Origin of the sequence: Methylophaga thalassica (assembly GCF_030159795.1) — a bacterium.
Taxonomy (GTDB): Bacteria; Pseudomonadota; Gammaproteobacteria; order Nitrosococcales; family Methylophagaceae; genus Methylophaga; species Methylophaga thalassica.
In genome coordinates this window covers 377,542-400,638 of sequence record NZ_BSND01000005.1, presented here as the reverse complement: position 1 = coordinate 400,638, position 23,097 = coordinate 377,542, and the positions used below count along the sequence as shown (strand labels likewise).

The following is a 23,097-nucleotide window of genomic DNA, read 5'->3' as shown; positions in this document are numbered from 1 at the left end:
TGGGAAATCTGCTTTAAATGACTGTGCTTCAACAAATTAAATCCTTACTCGAACAACGTATCCTGATTCTTGATGGTGGCATGGGCACGTTGATTCAAAGCTACAAGTTGGAAGAGAAAGATTTCCGTGGAGCACGGTTTGCTGATCATCCTTGTGATGTTAAAGGCAATAACGATCTTTTGTCTCTGACCCAACCCCAGATTATTCGCGATATCCACCGCGCTTATTTTGAAGCGGGTGCGGATATTGTCGAAACCAATACCTTTAACGGCACCTCTATTGCTATGGCTGATTACCAGATGGAAGATCTGGTGTATGAGTTAAACAAAGTCTCCGCTGAACTTGCCAAAGAAGTGGCTGCTGAGTTTACAGCGAAAAATCCGGATAAACCGCGTTTTGTCACTGGGGTGTTAGGCCCAACTAACCGCACGGCCAGTATTTCTCCTGACGTAAATAACCCTGGCTTTCGTAATGTCAGTTTTGATGAACTGGTTGAAGCCTATCTGGAAGCCATTCGTGGTTTGGTTGATGGCGGTGCGGATTTATTGCTGGTTGAAACCGTTTTTGACACATTAAATGCCAAAGCTGCTCTGTTTGCGATTGATCAGTTCTGCGAGCAAAACAATGTGCATATCCCGGTCATGATTTCCGGCACTATCACGGATGCCAGCGGCCGCACGCTTTCTGGCCAAACCGCCGAAGCGTTCTGGAACTCACTGGCACATATCCAGCCGTTGAGTATTGGTCTGAACTGTGCGCTGGGTGCGGAGCAATTACGTCAATACGTAGAAGAATTATCCAATGTGGTCACTTGCCACGTCAGTGCTCACCCTAATGCGGGTTTGCCAAATGAGTTTGGTGAATATGATGAGTCACCAGAAGTCATGGCGGCGCAAATTAAAGAATGGGCACAATCTGGTTTCTTGAATATTGTTGGTGGCTGCTGTGGTACCGCACCTGCACATATTAAAGCCATTGCCGATGCAGTGGCAGGCATTAAACCACGTCAGCCAAAAGCTAATTTACATCATTGCCGTTTAAGTGGTTTAGAACCACTGAATATCACTCCTGACAGCCTGTTTGTGAACGTCGGTGAACGAACCAACGTCACGGGTTCCGCCCGCTTTGCCAAGTTGATTAAAGAAGGTGACTACGACACCGCTTTAGAAGTCGCTCGTCAGCAAGTGGAGAATGGTGCTCAAATCATCGATATCAACATGGATGAAGGCATGTTGGACTCGAAAGAGGCTATGGTCACCTTCCTCAATTTACTGGCTGCTGAGCCAGATATCAGTCGTGTTCCTGTGATGATTGACTCATCCAAATGGGAAGTTATTGAGGCAGGTCTGAAATGCATTCAGGGTAAAGGCATTGTTAACTCCATTAGCTTGAAAGAAGGCGAAGAAAAATTCATCGAACAGGCCAAGCTGGTTCGTCGCTATGGTGCGGCAGTGATTGTAATGGCGTTTGACGAAGTTGGTCAGGCTGATACCCGCCAACGTAAACTGGAAATCTGCAGACGCTCTTATGAAGTGTTAACTGAAAAAGTGCATTTCCCACCAGAAGACATCATTTTCGATCCGAATATTTTTGCCGTGGCTACAGGTATTGAAGAACACAATAACTATGCCGTCGATTTTATCGAGGCGGTGCATGATATTAAACAGAGTCTGCCACATGCGCTGATCAGTGGTGGTGTGTCGAATGTCTCGTTTTCATTCCGTGGTAATAATCCGGTTCGTGAAGCGATTCATGCGGTTTTCCTTTACCACGCCATTAAAGCCGGTATGGATATGGGTATTGTCAATGCCGGCCAGTTGGCGATTTATGATGATTTGCCAGAAGAATTGCGTGAAGCCGTAGAAGACGTCGTGCAAAACCGTCGTGACGATTCCACTGACCGCCTGCTTGAACTGGCAGAAAAATACAAAGGTGAAGGCGGCAGTGTCGCTAAGCAGGAAGACCTGGCCTGGCGTGAGCTTCCGGTGATAAAACGTCTGGAACATGCTTTGGTTAAAGGCATTGCTGATTACGTTGAAGACGATACGGAAGAAGCCCGTCAGCAATATGCCAAACCACTGGAAGTGATTGAAGGGCCATTAATGGATGGCATGAATGTGGTTGGCGACTTATTTGGTGAAGGTAAGATGTTTTTACCTCAGGTGGTCAAGTCTGCCCGCGTCATGAAAAAAGCCGTTGCCTATTTGATGCCCTTTATCGAAGCGGCGAAAGAAGAGGGTGACACCAGCAAAAATAACGGCAAGATCCTGATGGCCACGGTCAAAGGTGACGTACATGATATTGGTAAAAATATCGTTGGCGTGGTGCTGCAATGTAATAACTTCGAAGTCATTGATCTCGGTGTCATGGTGCCAGCACAGAAAATTCTGGATACAGCACGAGAAGAAAATGTCGACATTATTGGCTTGTCTGGCCTGATTACGCCATCACTGGATGAAATGGTGCACGTCGCTAAAGAAATGGAGCGACTGGGTATGGAGACGCCGTTAATGATTGGCGGTGCAACGACCTCATTAATCCATACGGCTGTGAAAATCGAACCGAACTATCATGGCTGCAGTATTTATGTAAAAGATGCGTCACGTGCGGTGGGTGTGGCCCAGCGTTTAGTCACCAAAGACACTCGTGATGCCTTTATTGCGGATCTGAAAAAAGATTATGAAGAGAAGCGTTCAAGACATAAAGGACGTAAGAGCAGTCGCCGTCAATTAAGTATTGCTGAAGCACGAGCGAATAAAACCAAGATTGACTGGGCCGCTTATCAACCTACCAAACCCGCTAAATTAGGTTTGGAAGTGTTTGATGATTATCCATTGGCTGAACTGGTTGATCGTATTGACTGGACGCCATTTTTCCAATCATGGGAACTGGCGGGTAAATTCCCACGTATCTTGACTGATGAAGTGGTGGGTGAACATGCCACGCACTTATTTGAAGATGCGAAAAAAATGTTGCAGCAAATTGTCGATGAAAAATGGCTGACAGCGAAAGCGGTGATCGGTCTGTTCGCAGCCAACAGCATCAATGACGATGATATAGAAGTCTATCGTGATGATAATCGTGATGAGGTGTTGATGACGCTGCATAGCTTACGTCAACAAACCGAACGTCCACCTGGTCGCCCTAATGCGGCGCTGGCTGATTTTATCGCACCAAAAGAAACCGGCGTGAATGATTATATCGGCGCTTTTGCGGTCACTGCGGGTATTGGCATTGATGAACACGTCGCCCGTTTTGAAGAAGATCATGATGATTACCACAGCATTATGCTGAAAGCGCTGGCGGATCGTCTGGCAGAAGCCTTTGCTGAACGTATGCATGAACGGGTGCGTAAAGAGTTCTGGGGGTATGCCAAACAAGAGCAATTAGATAATGAAGCGCTGATTGACGAGAAGTACCAAGGCATTCGTCCTGCGCCAGGTTATCCGGCCTGTCCGGACCACACTGAGAAAGGCTTGTTATGGGATCTGATTGATCCTGTCACACATGCCGGCATGACCATTACGGAAAGCTATGCCATGTTGCCGACTGCCGCTGTCAGTGGTTTCTATTTTGCACACCCTGAATCACGTTATTTTGGTCTGGGCAAAATCGATCAGGATCAGGTGGAAGACTATGCTCAGCGTAAAGGCTGGGATAAGCAAACAGCAGAGCGCTGGTTAGGTCCTGCCTTATCTTATGATGGAGATGATTAATGAATAATGACATTATTGATCTTCAAACCCGTTTAGCTTTTCAGGATGGTTTGCTGGAAGAGTTAAATCAGGTAGTCATCAATCAACAAAAACAGATTGATCGATTGGAACAACGTATGGCTGCTTTCAAAGCGCAAATGGAAAGCATGCAACAGATGCAACTCATGCGGCCGAGCGATGAGCCACCGCCACCGCACTATTAAGCTTTAAATGATAAATGATGTCTTTGCCACAGCGTCACTGTTGGATATTACAAGGCGATTTTGATTGGCTTAATAAACAGGCACAGGTTTTTTATCAATCGGTGCCTTCGTCTGCTTGCTTTTGGCTAACTGACAATACTGCTTCAGATGAAGCAGTATCGGTTAAAAAGGCGCATCAGCATTTAGGGCAAGAGTGTGAGCTGCTGATTTTTCAGGTAACAGCGCAGTTTGACGCTGATGCATTTGGTGCTCTTATCGGTTGTGTCAAAGCTGGTGGTACAGTGTTGGTCTTGCTCAACACGGCGTTACAACCAACACGCTGGTTGACACGGTTTTTGGCTATCGCCAGTACCTTCCCCGAGATTCAATGCTTTAATCAGCAGCAAACCTTGCCTGATTTAACCTCTCTGCAAGCAGCAAATCCTCCATCTCCCCTTATCCCGACACCGACGGAAGAACAAGGTCTTGCGATAGCTGCTGTGACGAAAGTTGTAAACGGACATCGTCGCCGTCCATTGGTGTTAACGGCAGATCGGGGACGGGGCAAAACGGCTTTATTAGGCATGGCCGCTGCTGAACTTCTGAAATCAGGTAAGCAACATATTCTGGTGACAGCTCCCAGTCCGGCAAGTATCCAAACTTTACTGCTACATGCTCATCAGCAATTAGCAGAGAGTAAACTGGGTAAAACATCTGTTCGCTGGCATGATGCCATCATTGAATTTATGGCACCCGATGCTATTTTGCAGAGCCAACCAGTCACCGATTTGTTGATCATTGATGAAGCCGCGGCCATTCCGGCCAGTATGCTGGAGCAATATCTGATCAACTATTCCCGCTTAGTATTCAGCTCCACTATCCATGGTTATGAAGGGACCGGACGCGGCTTTGTAATGCGTTTTTATAAAACCTTGGATAGATTAGCTCCAGGCTGGCGGGCATATGTGTTGGAGAAACCCGTTCGCTGGACTGAGAATGATGTGGTTGAGCAATTTAGTTTTGCCGCATTGCTGTTAGAAGCTGAGCCGGTTGATGGACAAGTAATCTCTGCTGCTGAGCAAAACCAGCTGATTTTTGAAACGCTTGAGCAACAGCAACTGTTGAATGATGAACGTTTACTCAGGCAGGTATTTGGTTTGATGGCACTGGCCCATTACCGAACACGTCCAGCTGATGTGCAGATGTTATTGGATCATCCTGATATGCAGGTCAGTGTTTTGCGTTTCCAGGGGAATGTCGTTGCCACACTATGGACGATTGCTGAGTCAGCACTGGACGGTGAGTTAGCACAACAAGTTTATGATGGTACGCGTCGTCTACAAGGACATTTATTACCGCAATCCTTACTAGTGCACGCCGGAATTGAAGATGCGGGGCAATACCATTATCAGCGAATAAGCCGTATCGCTGTGCATCCTGATTGCCAACAACGAGGCTGGGGTCAGCTTTTATTACAGCATTATCTTGCTAGTCTTAATGGGGTTGATACGGTGGGTGTCAGCTTTGCACTGTCGGTCGAGTTACTCCGTTTCTGGTCAAAAGCCGGGTTTAAAATTGTGCGTATCGGCCAACACCGGGACGAGGTCTCTGGCAGTCTATCGGTGATGATGTTAAAAGCCATCAATGCTGATGGAGAAAAGCTGGTCAAAAGGGCACATCAAACGCTGGCCCAGCAGTGGACTTTTTTACTGGAAAGGCAGTGGCAAGAACTGGATGCGGAAGCAGTCATGCAAATCAGTCAGTCTTTTGATGATGAAACGTTGATGCTTGATTATCAGCAGCAAGTAAACAGTTTTGCTTTTAAACAACGCCCTTATGAGTCTTCGGAATGGGCATTGTGGCAGTGGCTTGGCGATCAGCTTTCTCAGCCATGTTTTAAGCAACTGCCATTAAAGCAACAGCATCTATTGATTATGCTGATTTTGCAGGGCAGATCATTTGATGCTGTTGCTGAACAACTCAAGCTGACAGGACGTAAACATATCGTTAATGAGCTAAGAGAAGCAGTGAGACATATACTTAGCGCTGAAACAGATTAATTCAGCACTAATTTCACTAATACGCCGCCTGCTAACCAAACCCCTGACAGTATCGTTAGTGAATTCATCACAATGTCAGTCCATGACATGGTTTTGTTATGGTCATGATGATGACTGGATTGCGCGTTTCTCCATGTCAAAAAAAGATAGGCTGAAATAAGTAAGAAACCAATATTCAAAAAGAAATTGTAGTTAAGTTTAAAGTGATTTTGTTCTGCCGGTGATGACCAGTCCTTTGGATTGGGAAGTAAATCGAATATCTGGAAACCATAATGCAGTAACAGAGAGGAAATCACTAAACAGGTGAACAGCATCATTAAAATAAATAATGCCATTTTCCAACCATAATATTTCGCATTGATGCGAAGTACAGGCAAAACAACCATATCTGAGAAGATGAATGCCATCACACCGGCAAAAGCTACACCTTGACCATACAACACAGCTGCAAGTGGAATATTACCCATAGAACCGATAAAGGTGAAAAAAGCGGCTATTGGACCCACTAATGTTTGTTGTAATACTGACCAAAAGTCTGGATTTTCTGTGCCTGCACCGATAAATAGCCATTTAAAAAAAGCGTCAGGGACAAACGCAGAGATAATGCCTGCCACAGTAAAACCAATCAGCACGTCCTTCCATACCATTTGCCATTCCATGACATATTTTTGGCTGATTTTTTGCCAAATTTCTTTACTGAATAAACGGGACCACTTATATCCGTCGGATTCGTTGGCATTCATCTCATCAGGTTTATTTTCGCGTGCATGTTTTATCAGGGACTTAGGATTGGTCAAATAAATAAACAACCAGGCAATCAGGATTAATAAAACGGCACCTATATATTCCCCAATAACAAATTGCCAGCCGAGAAAAATGGCGATGACAAAGCCGAGTTCAATAACAAGATTAGTGGAAGCAAGCATATAGGCCATGGAGGCAGCAAAAGTAGCCCCTTTCTGGAATAAGGCCCGGGTGGTCGATAATGCGGCAAAACTACATGAGCTGGAGATAAAACCGAACAAGGTACCTGTTGATATGGATTTGAGATCATCACCTCCCATTAGGTCACGCATTTCTTTTCTGGAGACCATCACCTGAATGATACTGCTGAGGATATAGCCAAAAATAAATGCCCATAGCGCCATCCAGAAAAAACTCAGGCTAGTAATCGAGGCTTCAGACCATTTTTCCAATAATTCCACAATTATCTCCGAGACAAGATAATTGTTCACCCTATCAGCTGGAAGAGATCAGGTAAACATCCCCAGTGGCTGAAACCTTGATATTCAGTGAGGTCAAACTCTCGCCTCGGCATGGCCCGGAAAAGCAGTAACCATCTTCCAGTTGAAACAGGGCGCCATGTGTTGAACATTGAATATGGGTACCTTCCAGCGACATAAACTGATCAGGTTGCCAATTAAGCGGAATACCCAGATGAGGACAAAAGTTTAAATAGGCTCGAACTTCGCCATCCTGTTTTAGCAGGAAAAAATCCAATGTTTTATCACCGCCTAATTCAATATCGAAGCCGCGGGTTTGATATTCCTCAAGCTCATTTTGATTGCATAGATAGATTTCTGTCATGGTATCGTTAAATTAGTCAGTCCATCCTGGCCGCATTTGTGTCCGGCCAGACGACATGCATACTCAAGAGTCTCTTGGTGAGAAAGCTGCTTAGCCAATCCTGAAATAATGCCTGCATTAAATGTATCACCAGCAGCCAGCGTATCAACTACCTGTGGCGGAGGGACGGCGGGGCAGTGAATGATTTTATCATTGGCCTTAAGCCAGGCGCCTGCCTCTCCCCAGCTGCAGGTCATGATATTTTCCTTTGTTAAACTCTGAAGAAAGTGTTGTGCTGAGCTAAACCCCTGACTGATTGCATAAGGTTTTGAGAACAGAAGTACATCAGCTAAAGAAAACAGCTGCTCTATTCCTTCACGCGGTTTCTCAATTTCCAAAGAGCAAAGTAAATGAGGATAGTGTGTTTTTAACCAACTCAGCATTTGCTTTAATTCAGCTACATTTCGGCCTTCAAAATGCACCCAGTCAAATGTGTTTAAATCGAGTTGCGAAAAAAACGCAAAATCCAGTTCTGGGCAGTCCCGGTAATGCACAATCGTTCGGCTTCCGGTACTTTCGCTGACATTAATATAAGAGGTGGGTAATTTGCCCTGAGAAATGACTTTGCAGTGGTTAAAGTCAATCTGATGCTCAGCTAGTTCATTTTTGACAATGGCAGCATCGGTCTCGTCTATTAATACACCAGACCAAGCACATTGGTGACCTAACTGACTGAGTACAACCAGTGTATTAGTGGCATTACCACCGCGCCGAATGGTCTGACTGACAGCCCGAACTTCGTCATCTTCTTTTGGATAGCGACTCACACGATTGATAATATCAATGGTGGCGATCCCAACAGCTAAAATATTGGCCATAAAGTAAAACCGGCCCAAATGTGGGCCGGTATATGATGCTTGCAGTTAGATAGTGTCGAAGACAGCGCCAACGGCATTGGTGATTTCATCGATGTCACCTGTGCCTGGGATAGCGTGCAGTTTGTGTTGTCTCTGATAATAACCAATCAATGGCGCTGTTTGCTCTTCATAGACTTTCAGACGATTACCAATGGTTTCTTCGTTGTCGTCAGCGCGTTGAAATAATTCACCACCACAGCTATCACATTGGCCTTCTTTTTTAGGCGGTGACAAGTGAATATTGTAGATAGCACCACAGTCTTTACAGGTGCGACGACCTGTTAAACGTTGCATCAATTCTTCAAATGGTACGTCCAGTAACACAACCCCTTGTAATGGCTGGCCTAATTGCTCAAGCATACTGTCTAACGCTTCAGCCTGAGCGATATTACGTGGGAAACCATCAAGAATGTAGCCATCTAAAGCATCTTCTTCTGACAAACGCTCGCGGATCAGACCGATAACGATATCATCAGAAACCAGAGCACCGGCATCCATAGCACTTTTAGCTTGTTTACCTAACTCTGTGCCAGCTTTCACTGCGGCACGCAGTAAGTCACCTGTTGAAATTTGAGGGATATTGAATTTCTTTGATAACACAACACCTTGTGTACCTTTACCGGAGCCTGGTGCACCGAGAAGAACCGTTCTCATTGTAAGCCTCTTGAATAGATTAGTCTTATTTCGAAATTTAATGTTCAGTCATCATAACCGATTCCAAACGTTCGATTTGCTTGGCAACTTGTCTGAGCAAATCCGGAATCTGATATTCATTTAAACCCAGTAAGTCCCATGCTGCAGGGTCTAATGGGGGAACATGGCTATCACCACTGTGTCCGAAGGGCACGGAAGATACCAAGATGTCAGCAATATGTACAACTGCTGCATCAATCATATACTCATCAGCTTGCGACGGTGAGTGATGGTAGCGTGCTACTTCCTGCAGCGATTTTGGCAGTCGCCATGCTTTGGTGAGTGCTTCACCCACATGGGTATGATCAAAGCCCATCGCACGTTGTTCTGCTTCATAAATCACTTCATGACCAAACTCTGCACTATTAATCGCTTCGCGTGCCAGTTCAGGCACCGTTTGATATATCACTAAGCTACCAATATTATGCAGAAGTCCAGCAATAAAAAAGCGTTCGCTTGCACGTTGACCACATTCTTCCGCCAACATTTTACTGGCAATAGCACTGGCAAAACTATGACGCCAGAACTCATTCATATTAATGAGTGACGTCGGAATTCCCTTGAAGGAATTGAGTACGGATGTGGCCAGAATGAGGTTGGTCAACTCACGAGTACCAATGATGGTGATGGCACGTGAAATGGTATTGATTTGCGATGGAAAGCCGTAAAAAGGGCTATTCACAATCTTTAATAAACGTGTGGCTAAGGCTGGATCGGTATTAATGACAGCACTGATATCATCAATACTACTGTCTGGATCTTCCATTAGCTCGTTGAGTTGAGTGTAGGTAGTGGGAGGAGAAACCAGTTCCAGTGATTTATTGACTAGGGATTCGGCGGAAAGCGTCATATTTGCTCCTCCTGCTCGTTCTCTAAGTCTAAGTCCAGCTGCATTTCATACAACGCCTTCATTAGCGGATGCGTCAGATCAACATAACGAAAACGCTCATCACGTTCTTGTCGTTGGGCTTCGGTTAATTCAATGGTATCTGCCATATCAGTTCACACTCCATGATGCCTTCTCACTGACAAATTGAGAAATTGATGCGCCGAGCTTTCCTGCAAACTGGTCAAGATAGTTGGGACGTGGGGTGTAATCAACAATATCTTCGGCACCTAACATATCACGTGCAACCGTACTGGTATTGGCTAAACCGTCAATCAAACCAAGATTGACCGCTTGCTCACCTGACCAGAACAAACCTGAAAATAGATTATCATCCTTCGCCAGTCTGTCTCCACGACCTGCTTTTACTACGTCAATAAATTGTTGATGAATGGTATCCAGCATTTGGTGAGCATGTTTGAGATCCGATTCTTTCATCGGCAGGAATGGATCTAAAAAGGCTTTATGTTCTCCAGCCGTTAAAGAACGGCGTTCAACGCCCACTTTATCAATCAAATCGGTGAAGCCAAAACCATCCATTCTGACGCCAATTGAACCCACAATACTGGCTTTATCTGCATAAATTTTATCGGCCGCTACAGCGATGTAATAACCACCAGAAGCACAGACATCCTGGATCACAGCATAAACTGGAAAATCAGGACGTGTTTTTTTCAGACGTTGAATTTCGTCATTCACAATGCCAGATTGGACAGGGCTGCCACCTGGCGTATTCATTCGCAAGATCAAGCCTTTCGCTGACTGGTCTTCGAAGGCATTACGAATACCGGTCACAATATTGTCAGCATTGGCTTCTGAGTCACTGGCAATAGGACCACTGATTTCGACCATGGCGGTATGAGGACCAGTTGCTGAAGAGAGTTTACTTGGAGAGTAGCTCAGTATTAAAAAAGCGATGAGGTAGAGAAAAAGCAGACCTTTAAAGACATAACCCCAGCGACGTTTATTACGTTGTTCTCTGATGGCTGCAAAAGCTAAATCTCTCAGAACATTACGCTCCCAGCTATGATCTTCCTTGTCGTTGCCCTTATTTTCCGAATTATTATTAGATGGGAAATCGCCGAATGTTGCCATATTGATCTATTCCTGAAAAAAACATAAGTATGCCATCATATCAAAACTCTGTGTCAGGACGAGTTAACCATTTCTCGACTTGATAAAGATTATGGACAATAGCTTTTGGCTTAGCTGCTTTTAGTGTTGTTTCTGAGTGGGCACCATGTGTGATACCTAAACTATGCGCGCCGGCATTATGAGCCATCATTAAGTCGAATTCTGTATCACCAATCATCAGTGTTTGTTCGGCATCAACACCGACAAAATCCATCAGTTCCATTAACATCTGAGGATGGGGTTTGGAATGACATTCATCCGCGCATCGGGTTGAGATAAATAACTCACCCAGCCCCGTTTCCTTTAGGGCTCTGTCCAGACCCCGACGGCTTTTTCCTGTGGCTACACCCAGAAATATCTCTTGCTCATTAAGTTGCTTAAGCAGGTTTTCCGCATGTTCAAACAGCGGTGTCGATTCTGGGGTGCTGATCCAGGTTTGTCGATAACAATCAGCTAATGCATTCCAAGTCGTGGTATCCGCATCAGGGTAGAGCGTTTGAACCGCTTCGTTTAATCCCAGCCCGATAATATGACTCACCTGGCTGTCGCTCAATGGCTCAAGTGATAATGTGGCAATGGCTTGATGCATACAAGCCGTGATATGACCTGTTGAATCCATTAAGGTCCCATCCCAGTCGAACACAATGAGTTGGTAAGGACTCATGCTTGCTCCAGCTGTTTTATGACCCGCTGCAATTTCTCTGGAAGTGGTGCTTCAAGTGAGAGTGGTTCCTGAGTGATAGGGTGGTGAATACCCAGTCGCCAGGCATGTAGAAATAAACGTTTAAGTCCAAACGTTTTCATTTGTTTATTAAATTCACGGTCGCCATATTTATCATCGCCTGCTACCGGATGACCAGACCAGGCAGAGTGAACACGAATTTGATGTGTTCTTCCAGTAAACAGTTTGACTTCGCTCAGTTGAGCGATGCCATAACTTTGTCTTTTTATGAATAGTGTCTTTGCCGATTTACCTTCTGGGTCGACTTTAACCATACGTTCACCGGAAGACACGGTGTTTTTTTGTAAAGGTTGCTCTATATAGACTTCACCGCTATTCATTTCACCTTTGAGTAATGTCAGGTAGCGTTTATCGATTTGATCCGAAAGCATCTGTTGCTGAAGATTGAGCAGGCTTTCACGACTTTTCGCTATTAGTAAACAGCCCGATGTATCACGATCTAGACGGTGAACTAATTCGATAAATTCCAATTCGGGTTTAATTAGCCGAAAAGCTTCAATGACACCAACCTGAATTTGGGTTCCGGCGTGTACAGCAAGTCCTGAGGGTTTATTCAACACCAGCATGGCATCATCTTCAAAAATGATACTGGCCAGTAATTGCTGCTGAAGTGATTCATTAATCTCGGTCGGTGCTGTTTTTTCAGAAACTTGCAGTGGTGGCACACGAATGACGTCACCGGCTTCGATTTTATAGGTTTGTTTGATGCGTCCTTTATTGACCCGAACTTCACCTTTACGGATAGCTCGATAAATGCGACTTTTGGGCACGCCTTTTTCAAGAGTGAGTAAAAAATTATCGATACGTTGCCCGGCTTGAGAAGCACTTATTTCGATAAATTGCACTTTTTGTGACTGTGGTTTGTGAGCTGCCATAGAATAGGTTTAATTTTTCAGTTGCTGAGATGGCAATAGACTGCTATATTCGATCGTTGGTCCGTGCGTAAAATGAGGTCAGTATACCTACTTTTGCCCACGTTGACTGATTTTTGCGTCGCGCCCTCCACAAATGAGGTTGATGCGGCGCCCGGTAAACAAATATATCTTGGCTGAACAGGGGTTCAGCAGGCGGACTCATAGGGAGTCCTTGTAAGAATATCAGGTTCCCATGTCTTGATTGCCATCAAAACGAGTAGAAAGACGCATCAGGCAGGACGACAATTTAAAGTAATTAATATAAGAAGAACGGTTCAGATACATAAAGCTTAACTTAAGCTGAGAAACCAATGAAAGTTGCAGAACCTTATTGCAACACGAAAAAGATACAAAGATGGATCATGCATGCCTTGATGGGAGGGCACATGAAGAAACAATACGATTTACAATTAATTACTGAATAACAGACATCGTCGCTCTGTAAAGCCCGATTGGCTAACGCGTCCGCTACGGTGGTGTGCGGCAGGATATGCGGACCTCAACATTGAGGTTAGTGCATGAAACGAATTTTAATTAACGCAACGCACGAAGAAGAGTTGCGTGTGGCAATGGTCGATGGCCAACGCCTGTTTGATCTGGATATCGATACACCTTCCAGAGAACAAAAGAAAGGTAATATTTATAAGGGAAAAATCACTCGTGTAGAACCGAGTTTAGAAGCTGTCTTTGTTGACTATGGTGCAGAAAGACAAGGCTTCTTACCACTGAAAGAAATTTCAAAAACCTACTTCAAAAAGCGTGATGACAATGACGACAATAATGGTCGCCTGAATGTTCAGGACGTGCTTTCTGTTGGCCAGGAACTGGTTGTCCAAATTGAAAAAGAAGAGCGTGGTAATAAAGGTGCTGCGCTGACTACCTTCATCAGCCTGGCTGGTCGCTATTTAGTCTTAATGCCAAACAGCCCTCGTGCTGGTGGTATTTCTCGTCGTATCGAAGGTGATGACCGTGCAGAGCTGCAAGAAGCCCTGCGCTCACTTGAAGTGCCAGATGGTATGGGCATGATTGTGCGTACCGCCGGTGTGGGTAAGCAACCTGAAGAACTACAGTGGGATCTTGAATACCTTATCCAGTTGTGGACGGCGATTGATGTGGCTGTAAAAGATCGTAGCGCGCCATTCCTTGTTTACCAGGAAAGCAACATTATCATCCGCGCACTACGTGATTATCTGCGTAAAGATATCGGTGAGATTCTGGTTGATTCGCCTGAAGTTTACCAAACAGGCTATGACTTCATGCGTATGGTAATGCCGCATGAGCTGAGTAAATTTAAGCTATATCAAGACAAAGTTCCGCTATTTACCCGCTATCAGGTTGAAAGCCAGATTGAGAGTGCTTTCCGTCATGAAGTTCGTCTGCCGTCTGGTGGTGCACTAGTGATTGATCCGACCGAAGCGTTGATTTCTATCGATGTGAACTCAGCACGCGCTAACAAAGGCGGTGATATTGAGGAAACAGCTCTAAACACTAATCTTGAAGCGGCAGAAGAAATTGCCCGTCAGTTAAGGTTGCGTGATCTAGGCGGTTTGGTGGTAATTGATTTCATTGATATGGGGCCAAGCCGTAATCAGCGTGAAGTCGAAAACCGTTTACGTGAACATTTGAAAGCAGATCGTGCCCGTGTTCAGGTTGGCCGCATCTCTCGCTTTGGTTTGTTAGAAATGTCACGTCAGCGTTTACGTCCAGCTTTAGGTGATGCGCATCAGGAAATCTGTCCTCGCTGTGCGGGTCTGGGTCATGTTCGTGGTGTTGAATCACTGGGCTTAGCGGTATTACGACTCATTGAAGAAGAAGCCACCAAAGACAAAGTCACGCAATTAATCGTTCAGTTACCTGTTCCTGTGGCGACATTCATTCTTAATGATAAGCGCACACAGGTCGATATCATTGAGAAGCGACACGGTGTGAAGTTGGTTCTAATTCCAAACCCACATCTGGATACGCCTCATTATGATATCGAGCGCATTAAGGATGGCAGCGAGCGTAATGAAGTCAGCCATCAATTAATTTCTCCGCCAGAACAGGAAGTACCAGTTGTTTTACGTGACAAACCTGTCATGGAACAACCTGCGGTGAAAGGCATTTCGCCTGCAGCACCTGCTCCTGTGATTGTTCGTGAGAAAGAGCCTGAACAAAAACCAAGCCTGCTTAAACGTCTGTTGAATGTGTTGACAGGAAAAAGTGAGCCAGAAAAGGAAGAAAAGTCCGTAGTGGATACTAAAAAAGAAAAAAGCTCACAGGAACAACGTTCGCAGAATCGTCGTGGACGTAGCCGTCCTAAAAATAATGCAGCGAATAATCAAGAGTCTGCTGAAAAAAATGGTGAACGTAAGAATCCGCGACGCAGGAATGATAAAAACGTCGATAACACTGAACAGAAAAAGGCTGACATGCCTACTCCACCAGTGAAAGAGGAGTCGGCATCAGACAATAACGATGATAAACAGCCTCGTAATAGTAATGGTCGTCGTTCACGTCGCGGTGGTCGCCGTCGTCGTCCAGCGCGCGCTGAAAACGGTGCAACTGACAACAATGCAGTCAATCCTGCTGAGGTGGATAAAGGCAATATAGCGCCACCACCGCCACCAGAGGTGAATGGAAATGCTATTCCTGAGCCAGAGCCTGAAGTGAATGGCAACGTCATCAAATCGGATAAAGAACCGGAAATAGATGGCAATAAAGTACCAGCCAACAAGCCTCGCCGACCTCGCTCATCAGGACCTACAAACAGACGTCGTCGTCCAAGTGATAAGGACAAAGCAGAAGCGGCAGCGGCTAATGCGGCAAAAGAGGGTGATTCAGCTAAACCGGTAGAAAAAGCAGAAGCAAGTGATAAGCCGGTTGAAAAACAAGCGGAAAAACACGCTGAAGACAAAAAAGCAGTGGTAGAAAAAAGTTCGACTTCGGATGATAATGGTTCTGAAAAGAAAACGAAGGCCAAATCTGAAGCGAGTGAGACGAATGCCACGCAAGAGTAATATTCTGCACGAAGAACTGCTGGCCTTAATTGGCCAGCAGGTTTCTTATCAACAACATCGCTGCGAGATTATTGAGCTGCTGGATGGGGCTGAGTTAATCCTACAAGTATTAGAGTCGGGCCATAATATCCAGCCGAATCAATACGGCGAGGGCCACAGGCCAGTCCCCGTGACATATACCTTGCCTGTATTTGATGGTGAGGGAAATATACATGCCGAACTGATTGCGGCAGGCTTGGATAAGCTACTCTGCCAGTAAACGTCTGACTTCAAGTAAGTCTGCTTCTGTATCTACCCCATGTCCGGCACTGATTAAAGCTTCTGACATGTGTATTCTTTTACCGTGAAACAATACCCGCAATTGCTCTAAAGATTCTTCTGTTTCAAGCAAACAGGGGGTCATTTCAGCGTAGTTTTTCAGAAAAGCAGCCCGATACCCATATAAACCAATATGGCGGTAGTGAGGGAGTTCTGGAGGCAACGGGGTTGTATGAAAATGATCACGCATCCAAGGAATCGGCGCGCGGCTGAAATATAAAGCATAGCCCTGACTGTCCATGACGACTTTGACCACATTAGGATCAAACACCTGTTTTTCCTGATGAATTCGACTGAACAGTGATGCCATATCTGCATCGGCATGTTGAGCAAGATCGGCCGCTACCTGATTAATTAATAAAGCGGGCAAGCAGGGTTCATCACCTTGCACATTAATGACAATCTCATCATCCTTAAACTGTCTCAGCTTGATAACCTCTGCTAGCCTGTCTGTGCCAGAACGATGATTTTCAGAAGTCATACAAACATCGGCATCAAAAGCTGTGGCTGCTTCAGCAATACGTTCATCATCGGTGGCAATGATAACGTTATCTGCATCACTTTCTAAGGCACGTTCATACACGTGCTGAATCATGGCTTTACCGGCGATGTCTAGTAAAGGTTTACCAGGCAAACGCGTTGACGCATATCGTGCAGGAATAACAATGCTAAAGCTCATTTATACCTCTTCATCTGCGGGCAGTTGACGTGCTTCTTCTATCAGCATAACGGGGATATCATCTTTCACAGGATAAGCAAGACGGCAGGCCGAACATAATAATTCCTGTGCCTCTTTTTTATAGTGCAATTTACCTTTACAGGCCGGGCAGGCAAGTATCTCTAAAAGTGCATTATCCATTAGAAAGTTCCTTTAATGTTTGGTGTATAGCAGGGAATACTGAGCTATGAATTGTGGCTTCAACCGGTAGATACCACATATTTTTATGAGCAAAAGACTGACATTTTACGGCATCTTTCTCGGTCATTAGAATGGGCAAGTCATCATAAAATTCCAGATCTGCCGGTAGATAATCATGGTGGTCTGCAAAGGCATGAGGATGAACAATAATCTCAGCTGCGGCTAATGAGTCAAAAAAACGTTTGGGGTGACCAATTCCCGCGACAGCATGTACTTCATTCTGACTGAAACTGTTCAATGCTTGTTTAAGGCTGGGATCCAGCAGATTTGTCCATTGCGTGCCTTTTAACTGCATTGAAATAGTGTGTTCGTCACTATTGCCGTTATAGATAATGAAGTCAACGTTATTCAGTCGGGAAAGCGGCTCACGCAGGGGCCCTGCTGGTAGACAATGTTTATTGCCAAATCGTCTGACACTATCAACTATGATAATTTCCATATCACGTTCTAAAGCATAGTGTTGCAAACCATCATCTGAAATAATCACATCACAATGGTATTGGCTCAATAGATGAATAGCCGCTTGTGGCCGATCCGGATCAACTACAAGCGGACGACCAGTGCGTCTGGCAATGAGTAAGGGTTCATCACCACAAAGTTTTACATCACTGTTTGCATCGACATCGAGTGGATATTTACGGCTATTACCACCATAACCTCGGCTGATAATACCGGGTTTGTAACCTGCTGCTAGAAGTTGCTCAGCCAGCCAGATAACAAATGGCGTCTTTCCGGTACCGCCCACAGTAACATTTCCCACTACAATTACCGGTACGGGCATTTTGTGTGTGGTGAAGATGCCTGAGCGGTAGGCCCATTTCCGCATGATAACAACAAGTCGATACAGCCAACTCAGAGGTAATAAGAACCAATATTGGGTTGATGACTGATACCAACTGTCAGTTAACCATCGCATTATGCTTAGTCATCCTGAAACTGTAGACGGTATAACTCTGCGTAATGTTTCCCGTTTGCCAGTAATTCCTGATGGGTACCGGTTTCAAGAATTTCGCCGTCATGCATAACAATAATTTTGTCGGCTTTTTCAATGGTGGATAAACGATGCGCGATGACCAGGGTAGTACGTTCACGCATCAGCTCTTCAAAGGCTGCCTGGATATGACGTTCTGCTTCGGTATCAAGTGCTGACGTGGCTTCATCAAGAATCAGGATGGGTGAGTTACGTAACAGTGCTCGGGCAATAGCCAGACGTTGTCGCTGCCCCCCCGACAGAAGTACACCGTTTTCGCCGACTTCTGTTTGTAAGCCTTGCGGTAATTTTTGAATGAATTCCCAGGCATGAGCCGATTTTGCAGCTTTTATAATGGCTTCTTCACTCACTTCACCCGCTTGGCCATAACTAATATTGTTAGCTATGGTGTCATTGAATAACACAACCTGCTGATTGACCAGTGATAATTGTTTACGCAAATCTTTTAGCGTGAGTTGACTGATATCTACGCCATCAATCAGAATTTGGCCTTTTTCAATATTGTAGAAACGGGCGAGTAAACTGACCAAGGTGGTCTTACCACTGCCAGAATGACCAACAAAAGCGATAGTTTGACCCGGCATAGCCATAAAACAAATATCATTCAGCACACTGCCTTTGCCTTCATCATAGCTAAAGCTGACATGACGGTATTCAATTTCACCCTTGGCGCGATCCATGGTCAGTGTGCCGGTGTCATGCTCTGGCTCTTCATCCAGTAAGGTGAAAATACTTTCTGCAGCGGCAATACCCGCCTGTAATTTAGAGTTCACTTTTGTCAGACGTTTAAGTGGTGTAAGCAGCATAAACATAGCCGTGATAAAGGAAATAAAGCTACCGACGGTAATCGAGTTCAGGACTTCTGGTAAGGTGGCCAGATAGATCACCACGGCAAGCCCTAAGACGGTAATCAGTTGAATGACAGGTTCACTTGAAGCATCGGTGGCAATTTTTTTCATTTGTTGGCCACGATTTTTTCGGTTTATGCGATCAAACCGTTCTGTTTCATAAGCCTGACTGCCAAATGTTTTGACTTCACGGTGTGCTTCGATGATTTCGCCACAGACATGACTGACATTGCCCATCGAGCCCTGAATTTCTTTACTGATCCGACGAAAACGAATACTGACAAAATAAACAAGGATGGCAACAAAGGGCACGGTCACTAAAATGATCAGAGATAAAAAACCGTTCAGATAAATCATCCAGGCAATCAGACCGATAATCGTTAGGGTATCGCGGATAACTGTCAAAATCGCATCGGTGGCCGCTCCGGCGACTTGCTCAACGTCATAAAGCAATTTCGACATGAGCTGACCAGAGTTATTTCTATCGTAGAAACTGGCCGGTAAGGTAATGAGTTTTTCAAACATTTCTTCGCGCAAGGTCTTGATAACATTGCGAGCAATCCAGCCAAGGCCATAGGTGGTCAGAAAATTAGCCACGCCACGAATTAAAAATAAGCCGATCAGCATCAGCGGCACGTACTTGATAGTGGTGGGATCTTTTTCCACAAAACTACCATCGAGCAGAGGTTTCATTAACGCCGCCATCCCGGTTTCTGTGCCGGCGAAAGCAATCATAGCAATAATGGATATTACAAAAGCCAGCCAGTATGGCTTAACGTAACTTAATAGACGTTTGTATAACTGGACTGCTGTCAGGCTGACAGGTGTTTGACTCATTGATTATTCCGCAGTTGTTTGACGTGTTGCCAGGGTCAGTTTGGTATAGCCTAATTGTTGTGCTGTATCCATGGCTGTGACGATAAGTTGATATTCAGCTTTGGCATCAGCACTGATAATGACATGAGGATCTTTTTGTTCACCCACCACGCGTTTTAACACAGCGGCCAAGGCTTCAGATGTGACTGTAGCGACTTCCTGATCATTTACCAGCACTTTACCATCTGCCTTGATCACGATATCAACAGGCTCAGCCTGTTCCGTCATTGCTTCACCGGTCGCTTCGGGCAAATCAACTTTTAGTGAACTTTCACGAATGAAACTCGTGGAAACCATAAAAAACAATAAAAGCAGGAAAACGACGTCAATCATCGGTGTCAGATTGACATCTGGTTCCTCAGATCGTTTTGGTGATAGATTCACGTCTTGCTTCCTCATCTGGATCATACTGACGATCACCATGCAGAATCTCGATTAACTGCATGGCTTGTTCTTCCATCCCAACCACGAGCATATTGATTTTACCGCGGAAATAACGATAAAAAATTAAGCTTGGAATGGCAACCACCAGGCCTGTAGCCGTGGTGATTAAGGCTTCTGATATACCGCCAGCGAGCACTTCAGGGTTGCCTACACCTGCGGTGGTAATCACGGTAAACACTTTAATCATGCCAAGTACCGTACCCAATAAGCCAAGTAGCGGGGAGATTGCTGCAATGGTTCCTAACGTGTTGAGATTTCGTTCTAAAGCTACAGTGACATGACGACCAATGTCCTCAATACTCTCTTTGGTGATTTCCCGTGAACTATTACGGTTCAGCAGTCCGGCAGCCAGAATCTGGCCCAGAGGAGAATTGCTTTGCAGAGCTTTGATGCGATGTTCATCAACTTGATTAAACTTTAGCCATTGCCAGATTTGTGTGATCAATTCTTTAGGGGCAATGCGTTTTTTTTGAAGACTCCAAAAACGTTCTGCGATGATAGCAATGGCGATGACCGAACAGATAAATAGCGGGATCATCAACCAACCGCCTGCTTTAAACAATTCCAGCATGATGTCAGTCTCAGTTGTTTAAATGAAAATAGCGCTCATGATACGTGAAAATTGTCTTACTCAGTAGCTTTCGACGTCCACAATTGTTCTTCATGCTGACGCCATAAAATGGGAGCGTCGCCGTTACGGAACAGGATGGCTCCATTCCAGTCGGTTCGAAGAATTTCACTTTCTACAGTCGTATAGCGTTGGACAATGTCTTTCACCGGAAAACCATAGCGATTACGAAAGCCAACAGAAAAGACAGCGTATTTTGGCGATACGGCGTCGATAAAAGGCTGGCTTGAGGAAGTTCTGCTGCCATGATGAGGCACAAGTAAAATATCTGATTTCAGCGCTTCGCCATAGTGCTGAACTAATGCTTGTTCTCCGTGTTTCTCAATATCGCCTGGTAACAATGCGGATAGATTCTTGCCGTGGACTCGTAGTACGCAAGAACGTTCATTTTCTGAGCCAGCTTGAGTAGGAAATGGCTGTAATACGGTGAATTCAACCTCATCCCACTGCCAGTGTTGACCGGCTTTACATAGACGGGTGTCGATATTGGTGATGCTTTGGCTAACCATGACCTTATCTACAGCAATATTATTGATGACCCCCTGTAGTCCTCCTATATGGTCATTATCCCCGTGACTAATGAGTAATATATCAATATGATCTATAGCGCGGTAGCGTAAGAAGGGAACAACAACAGCTTCTCCTGTGTTAAAACTCTCGCTGTATCGAGGACCCGTATCGAATATCAGTGTGTGATGTTTTGTTTCTATGACCGATGCTAAGCCTTGACCTACATCCAAAACGGTCAGATAAAAATCACCCGTATCTGGGCGGTCGGATTCGTAAAAAAGTACTGGTATTAAGAATACTAACGCGAGATATTTTCCAGGATGCCCTCTGGGTAGTAAAACCAATAAGATAGCCAATAAAAGCATGAATAACAGTGGCCAGGGATAAACAGGCGTAGTCCAACTAGCAAAAGACAGATCACTTAAAAATGACAAAATATGCCAGAGCATATTGAGTAAAAAGTCAGCTGCATAAAGCAATATTGCAGCTAATGATGAGCTCATAGGTAAAACGATCATCGCCAAAATAATCAGCGGTACAACCAATACACTTACTAGTGGTATAGCAATCAGATTCGCTATTGGGGATATCAACGACACATCGTTAAAGAAAAGAATCAGTAATGGGATCAATCCCAAAGCCATTAAAAAGTGAATCTTTAACCAAGCAAGTCTGATAGCGGGAAAACGCTGGGTAAAACAAAGCAAGATAATGGCAACAGCAGCAAATGATAACCAAAATCCAGCACTTAACAAGGCAAAGGGATTAATTAGCAACACCAAAATACAAGCCAGTGACAAAATATGTGAAGGATAGACCGACCTTTTCAGAAACAGGGCTAACATGGCGAGGCTTATCATTACTAAAGCTCGTTGTGTTGGAATGGACAAGCCAGCAAGACAAGCATAAAAAATAGCCACTGTCAGTCCTCCCACCGCACCAATCCGATGTGCAGGTATGCGAAGAGTATTAAACGGTGTATAGCGCCATAAGCCACTTATCAGATAAAAGCCTAAGCCGGCGGCTAAACCAATATGTAGCCCGGAAATCGCCATCAGGTGACTAGTGCCGGTTTGCCGCAGAACTTGCCATTGCGACTGACTGATATCATGTTGACCAATTGCCAGTCCGAGAATCAATGGCAACTGGCTTGCTGTAGGAATAATGGATTGAATGTGTTGCTGAAGCTGAAAGCGCCAGTCATTAATCTGCCAGTATTTGGATTTAACCAGTCGTTGGTTGTCTGCTGTTTTTTTGACATACCCCGTCGCGCCGATGCCTTGACTGAATAACCATTTTTCGTAGTCAAAGCCACCAGGATTCATCATGCCAAAAGGCGGTTTTAGTTTGACCGTCAGTTGCCAGCGTTCTCCGGCTTTGGGTGTGTGTTCAGGAGGAAAATACCAGCTTAACTTTATTTTTCTGGGTAGTGACGGGGCCTCTGGCAGAAATTCAAAGCTGATATGATCCGGATATGTTTCAGGGATAGAGGCGATAAGACCTTGTACCTGTGATACTTTTACAGGTGCGTTTGCTGCCAGTTTATTTTCAATGGCGAATTGTGCTTGATATGCACACCATAATAGTCCGACAATAAAACCCAATATCCATATTTTTCGATAGCAGATAAATGTCACTAAACACAGTAGTAACAAGCTTCCGGTTACTAAAGGATAGCTTACGTACAGACTAAGCAATGTGCCGAGCAAAAATGCAATGGCAGTTTTATTCATATATCCCTATAATGACGCCCG

Annotated in this window: 21 protein-coding genes; 5 read left to right on the top strand and 16 right to left on the bottom strand. The window is 44.9% G+C overall.

Annotated elements, in window-relative coordinates; genetic code table 11:
- The first annotated feature begins 17 nt into the window (after positions 1 to 17).
- The 3 genes from metH to QQL60_RS09100 are packed head-to-tail and all read left to right on the top strand — an operon-like array spanning position 18 to position 5,958.
- A complete protein-coding gene (metH, locus tag QQL60_RS09110) occupies positions 18 to 3,716 on the top strand; it encodes a methionine synthase (RefSeq protein WP_284723120.1) in 3,699 nt (1,232 codons plus the stop codon).
- Positions 3,716 to 3,919: a SlyX family protein gene (locus tag QQL60_RS09105; protein ID WP_007146693.1), complete on the top strand. Its 204-nt coding sequence runs from the start codon at positions 3,716 to 3,718 to the stop codon at positions 3,917 to 3,919. Before metH ends, QQL60_RS09105 begins: the two co-directional genes overlap by 1 nt.
- Positions 3,920 to 3,933: 14 nt before the next feature.
- A complete protein-coding gene (locus tag QQL60_RS09100) occupies positions 3,934 to 5,958 on the top strand; it encodes a tRNA(Met) cytidine acetyltransferase TmcA (RefSeq protein WP_284723119.1) in 2,025 nt (674 codons plus the stop codon).
- On the opposite strand, the gene QQL60_RS09095 is transcribed toward QQL60_RS09100, so the two are convergent.
- The 9 genes from QQL60_RS09095 to rluC are packed head-to-tail and all read right to left on the bottom strand — an operon-like array spanning position 5,955 to position 12,771.
- Entirely contained in the window at positions 5,955 to 7,163 is a 1,209-nt protein-coding gene (locus tag QQL60_RS09095; RefSeq protein WP_284723118.1) for a permease, read from the bottom strand. The two genes, QQL60_RS09100 and QQL60_RS09095, sit on opposite strands and share 4 nt — an antisense overlap.
- Before the next feature lie 34 nt (positions 7,164 to 7,197).
- Positions 7,198 to 7,545: a Rieske (2Fe-2S) protein gene (locus QQL60_RS09090; protein WP_284723117.1), complete on the bottom strand. Its 348-nt coding sequence runs from the start codon at positions 7,543 to 7,545 to the stop codon at positions 7,198 to 7,200.
- Positions 7,542 to 8,402: a PfkB family carbohydrate kinase gene (locus QQL60_RS09085; protein WP_284723116.1), complete on the bottom strand. Its 861-nt coding sequence runs from the start codon at positions 8,400 to 8,402 to the stop codon at positions 7,542 to 7,544. The genes QQL60_RS09090 and QQL60_RS09085 overlap by 4 nt, the downstream gene beginning before the upstream one ends.
- A 45-nt stretch (positions 8,403 to 8,447) precedes the next feature.
- Entirely contained in the window at positions 8,448 to 9,095 is a 648-nt protein-coding gene (locus tag QQL60_RS09080; protein WP_007146688.1) for an adenylate kinase, read from the bottom strand.
- Between the two features lie 37 nt (positions 9,096 to 9,132).
- Entirely contained in the window at positions 9,133 to 9,984 is an 852-nt protein-coding gene (locus tag QQL60_RS09075; RefSeq protein ID WP_007146687.1) for an HDOD domain-containing protein, read from the bottom strand.
- A complete protein-coding gene (locus QQL60_RS09070; protein ID WP_007146686.1) occupies positions 9,981 to 10,130 on the bottom strand; it encodes a hypothetical protein in 150 nt (49 codons plus the stop codon). The genes QQL60_RS09075 and QQL60_RS09070 overlap by 4 nt, the downstream gene beginning before the upstream one ends.
- A 1-nt stretch (position 10,131) precedes the next feature.
- Entirely contained in the window at positions 10,132 to 11,115 is a 984-nt protein-coding gene (locus QQL60_RS09065) for a S49 family peptidase (protein ID WP_007146685.1), read from the bottom strand.
- Positions 11,116 to 11,155: 40 nt separating this feature from the next.
- Positions 11,156 to 11,818 carry an HAD-IA family hydrolase gene (locus QQL60_RS09060; RefSeq protein ID WP_007146684.1) on the bottom strand — a complete coding sequence of 221 codons (663 nt, stop codon included), beginning with the start codon at positions 11,816 to 11,818 and terminating at the stop codon, positions 11,156 to 11,158.
- Positions 11,815 to 12,771 carry a 23S rRNA pseudouridine(955/2504/2580) synthase RluC gene (gene rluC, locus QQL60_RS09055; RefSeq protein ID WP_284723115.1) on the bottom strand — a complete coding sequence of 319 codons (957 nt, stop codon included), beginning with the start codon at positions 12,769 to 12,771 and terminating at the stop codon, positions 11,815 to 11,817. The genes QQL60_RS09060 and rluC overlap by 4 nt, the downstream gene beginning before the upstream one ends.
- Before the next feature lie 557 nt (positions 12,772 to 13,328).
- On the opposite strand from rluC, the gene QQL60_RS09050 reads away from it, so the two are divergent.
- Together QQL60_RS09050 and QQL60_RS09045 are read left to right on the top strand one after the other, a co-directional pair.
- Positions 13,329 to 15,809, top strand: a complete 2,481-nt coding sequence (locus tag QQL60_RS09050; RefSeq protein ID WP_284723114.1) for an Rne/Rng family ribonuclease — start codon at positions 13,329 to 13,331, stop codon at positions 15,807 to 15,809.
- Positions 15,793 to 16,068 carry a hypothetical protein gene (locus QQL60_RS09045; RefSeq protein ID WP_284723113.1) on the top strand — a complete coding sequence of 92 codons (276 nt, stop codon included), beginning with the start codon at positions 15,793 to 15,795 and terminating at the stop codon, positions 16,066 to 16,068. The genes QQL60_RS09050 and QQL60_RS09045 overlap by 17 nt, the downstream gene beginning before the upstream one ends.
- Here the strand turns inward: QQL60_RS09045 and kdsB are convergent.
- Genes kdsB through QQL60_RS09010 form a run of 7 tightly spaced genes read right to left on the bottom strand, consistent with a single transcriptional unit; the run spans position 16,054 to position 23,076 of the window.
- On the bottom strand, positions 16,054 to 16,806 hold the full coding sequence (kdsB, locus tag QQL60_RS09040; protein ID WP_284723112.1) for a 3-deoxy-manno-octulosonate cytidylyltransferase: 753 nt from the start codon (positions 16,804 to 16,806) through the stop codon (positions 16,054 to 16,056). The two genes, QQL60_RS09045 and kdsB, sit on opposite strands and share 15 nt — an antisense overlap.
- On the bottom strand, positions 16,807 to 16,986 hold the full coding sequence (locus QQL60_RS09035) for a Trm112 family protein (RefSeq protein ID WP_284723111.1): 180 nt from the start codon (positions 16,984 to 16,986) through the stop codon (positions 16,807 to 16,809). It abuts the gene before it with no gap.
- Entirely contained in the window at positions 16,979 to 17,962 is a 984-nt protein-coding gene (lpxK, locus tag QQL60_RS09030) for a tetraacyldisaccharide 4'-kinase (protein ID WP_284723110.1), read from the bottom strand. Before lpxK ends, QQL60_RS09035 begins: the two co-directional genes overlap by 8 nt.
- 5 nt (positions 17,963 to 17,967) lie before the next feature.
- Positions 17,968 to 19,722: a lipid A export permease/ATP-binding protein MsbA gene (msbA, locus tag QQL60_RS09025; RefSeq protein WP_284723109.1), complete on the bottom strand. Its 1,755-nt coding sequence runs from the start codon at positions 19,720 to 19,722 to the stop codon at positions 17,968 to 17,970.
- Between the two features lie 3 nt (positions 19,723 to 19,725).
- On the bottom strand, positions 19,726 to 20,145 hold the full coding sequence (locus QQL60_RS09020; RefSeq protein ID WP_284723108.1) for an ExbD/TolR family protein: 420 nt from the start codon (positions 20,143 to 20,145) through the stop codon (positions 19,726 to 19,728).
- Positions 20,120 to 20,776 (bottom strand): MotA/TolQ/ExbB proton channel family protein, encoded by a 657-nt coding sequence (locus QQL60_RS09015; protein WP_007146675.1) that lies wholly within the window; start codon positions 20,774 to 20,776, stop codon positions 20,120 to 20,122. Before QQL60_RS09015 ends, QQL60_RS09020 begins: the two co-directional genes overlap by 26 nt.
- Before the next feature lie 56 nt (positions 20,777 to 20,832).
- Entirely contained in the window at positions 20,833 to 23,076 is a 2,244-nt protein-coding gene (locus QQL60_RS09010; RefSeq protein ID WP_284723107.1) for a DNA internalization-related competence protein ComEC/Rec2, read from the bottom strand.
- Positions 23,077 to 23,097: the final 21 nt, after the last annotated feature.

Bases quoted from the DNA above. Each gene is read 5' to 3' on its own strand.
- metH (WP_284723120.1), top strand. From the start codon at position 18: ATGACTGTGCTTCAACAAATTAAATCCTTACTCGAACAACGTATCCTG.
- QQL60_RS09105 (WP_007146693.1), top strand. From the start codon at position 3,716: ATGAATAATGACATTATTGATCTTCAAACCCGTTTAGCTTTTCAGGAT.
- QQL60_RS09100 (WP_284723119.1), top strand. From the start codon at position 3,934: ATGATGTCTTTGCCACAGCGTCACTGTTGGATATTACAAGGCGATTTT.
- QQL60_RS09090 (WP_284723117.1), bottom strand. From the start codon at position 7,545: ATGACAGAAATCTATCTATGCAATCAAAATGAGCTTGAGGAATATCAA.
- QQL60_RS09085 (WP_284723116.1), bottom strand. From the start codon at position 8,402: ATGGCCAATATTTTAGCTGTTGGGATCGCCACCATTGATATTATCAAT.
- QQL60_RS09080 (WP_007146688.1), bottom strand. From the start codon at position 9,095: ATGAGAACGGTTCTTCTCGGTGCACCAGGCTCCGGTAAAGGTACACAA.
- QQL60_RS09075 (WP_007146687.1), bottom strand. From the start codon at position 9,984: ATGACGCTTTCCGCCGAATCCCTAGTCAATAAATCACTGGAACTGGTT.
- QQL60_RS09070 (WP_007146686.1), bottom strand. From the start codon at position 10,130: ATGGCAGATACCATTGAATTAACCGAAGCCCAACGACAAGAACGTGAT.
- QQL60_RS09065 (WP_007146685.1), bottom strand. From the start codon at position 11,115: ATGGCAACATTCGGCGATTTCCCATCTAATAATAATTCGGAAAATAAG.
- QQL60_RS09060 (WP_007146684.1), bottom strand. From the start codon at position 11,818: ATGAGTCCTTACCAACTCATTGTGTTCGACTGGGATGGGACCTTAATG.
- rluC (WP_284723115.1), bottom strand. From the start codon at position 12,771: ATGGCAGCTCACAAACCACAGTCACAAAAAGTGCAATTTATCGAAATA.
- QQL60_RS09050 (WP_284723114.1), top strand. From the start codon at position 13,329: ATGAAACGAATTTTAATTAACGCAACGCACGAAGAAGAGTTGCGTGTG.
- QQL60_RS09045 (WP_284723113.1), top strand. From the start codon at position 15,793: ATGCCACGCAAGAGTAATATTCTGCACGAAGAACTGCTGGCCTTAATT.
- kdsB (WP_284723112.1), bottom strand. From the start codon at position 16,806: ATGAGCTTTAGCATTGTTATTCCTGCACGATATGCGTCAACGCGTTTG.
- QQL60_RS09035 (WP_284723111.1), bottom strand. From the start codon at position 16,986: ATGGATAATGCACTTTTAGAGATACTTGCCTGCCCGGCCTGTAAAGGT.
- lpxK (WP_284723110.1), bottom strand. From the start codon at position 17,962: ATGCGATGGTTAACTGACAGTTGGTATCAGTCATCAACCCAATATTGG.
- msbA (WP_284723109.1), bottom strand. From the start codon at position 19,722: ATGAGTCAAACACCTGTCAGCCTGACAGCAGTCCAGTTATACAAACGT.
- QQL60_RS09015 (WP_007146675.1), bottom strand. From the start codon at position 20,776: ATGCTGGAATTGTTTAAAGCAGGCGGTTGGTTGATGATCCCGCTATTT.
- QQL60_RS09010 (WP_284723107.1), bottom strand. From the start codon at position 23,076: ATGAATAAAACTGCCATTGCATTTTTGCTCGGCACATTGCTTAGTCTG.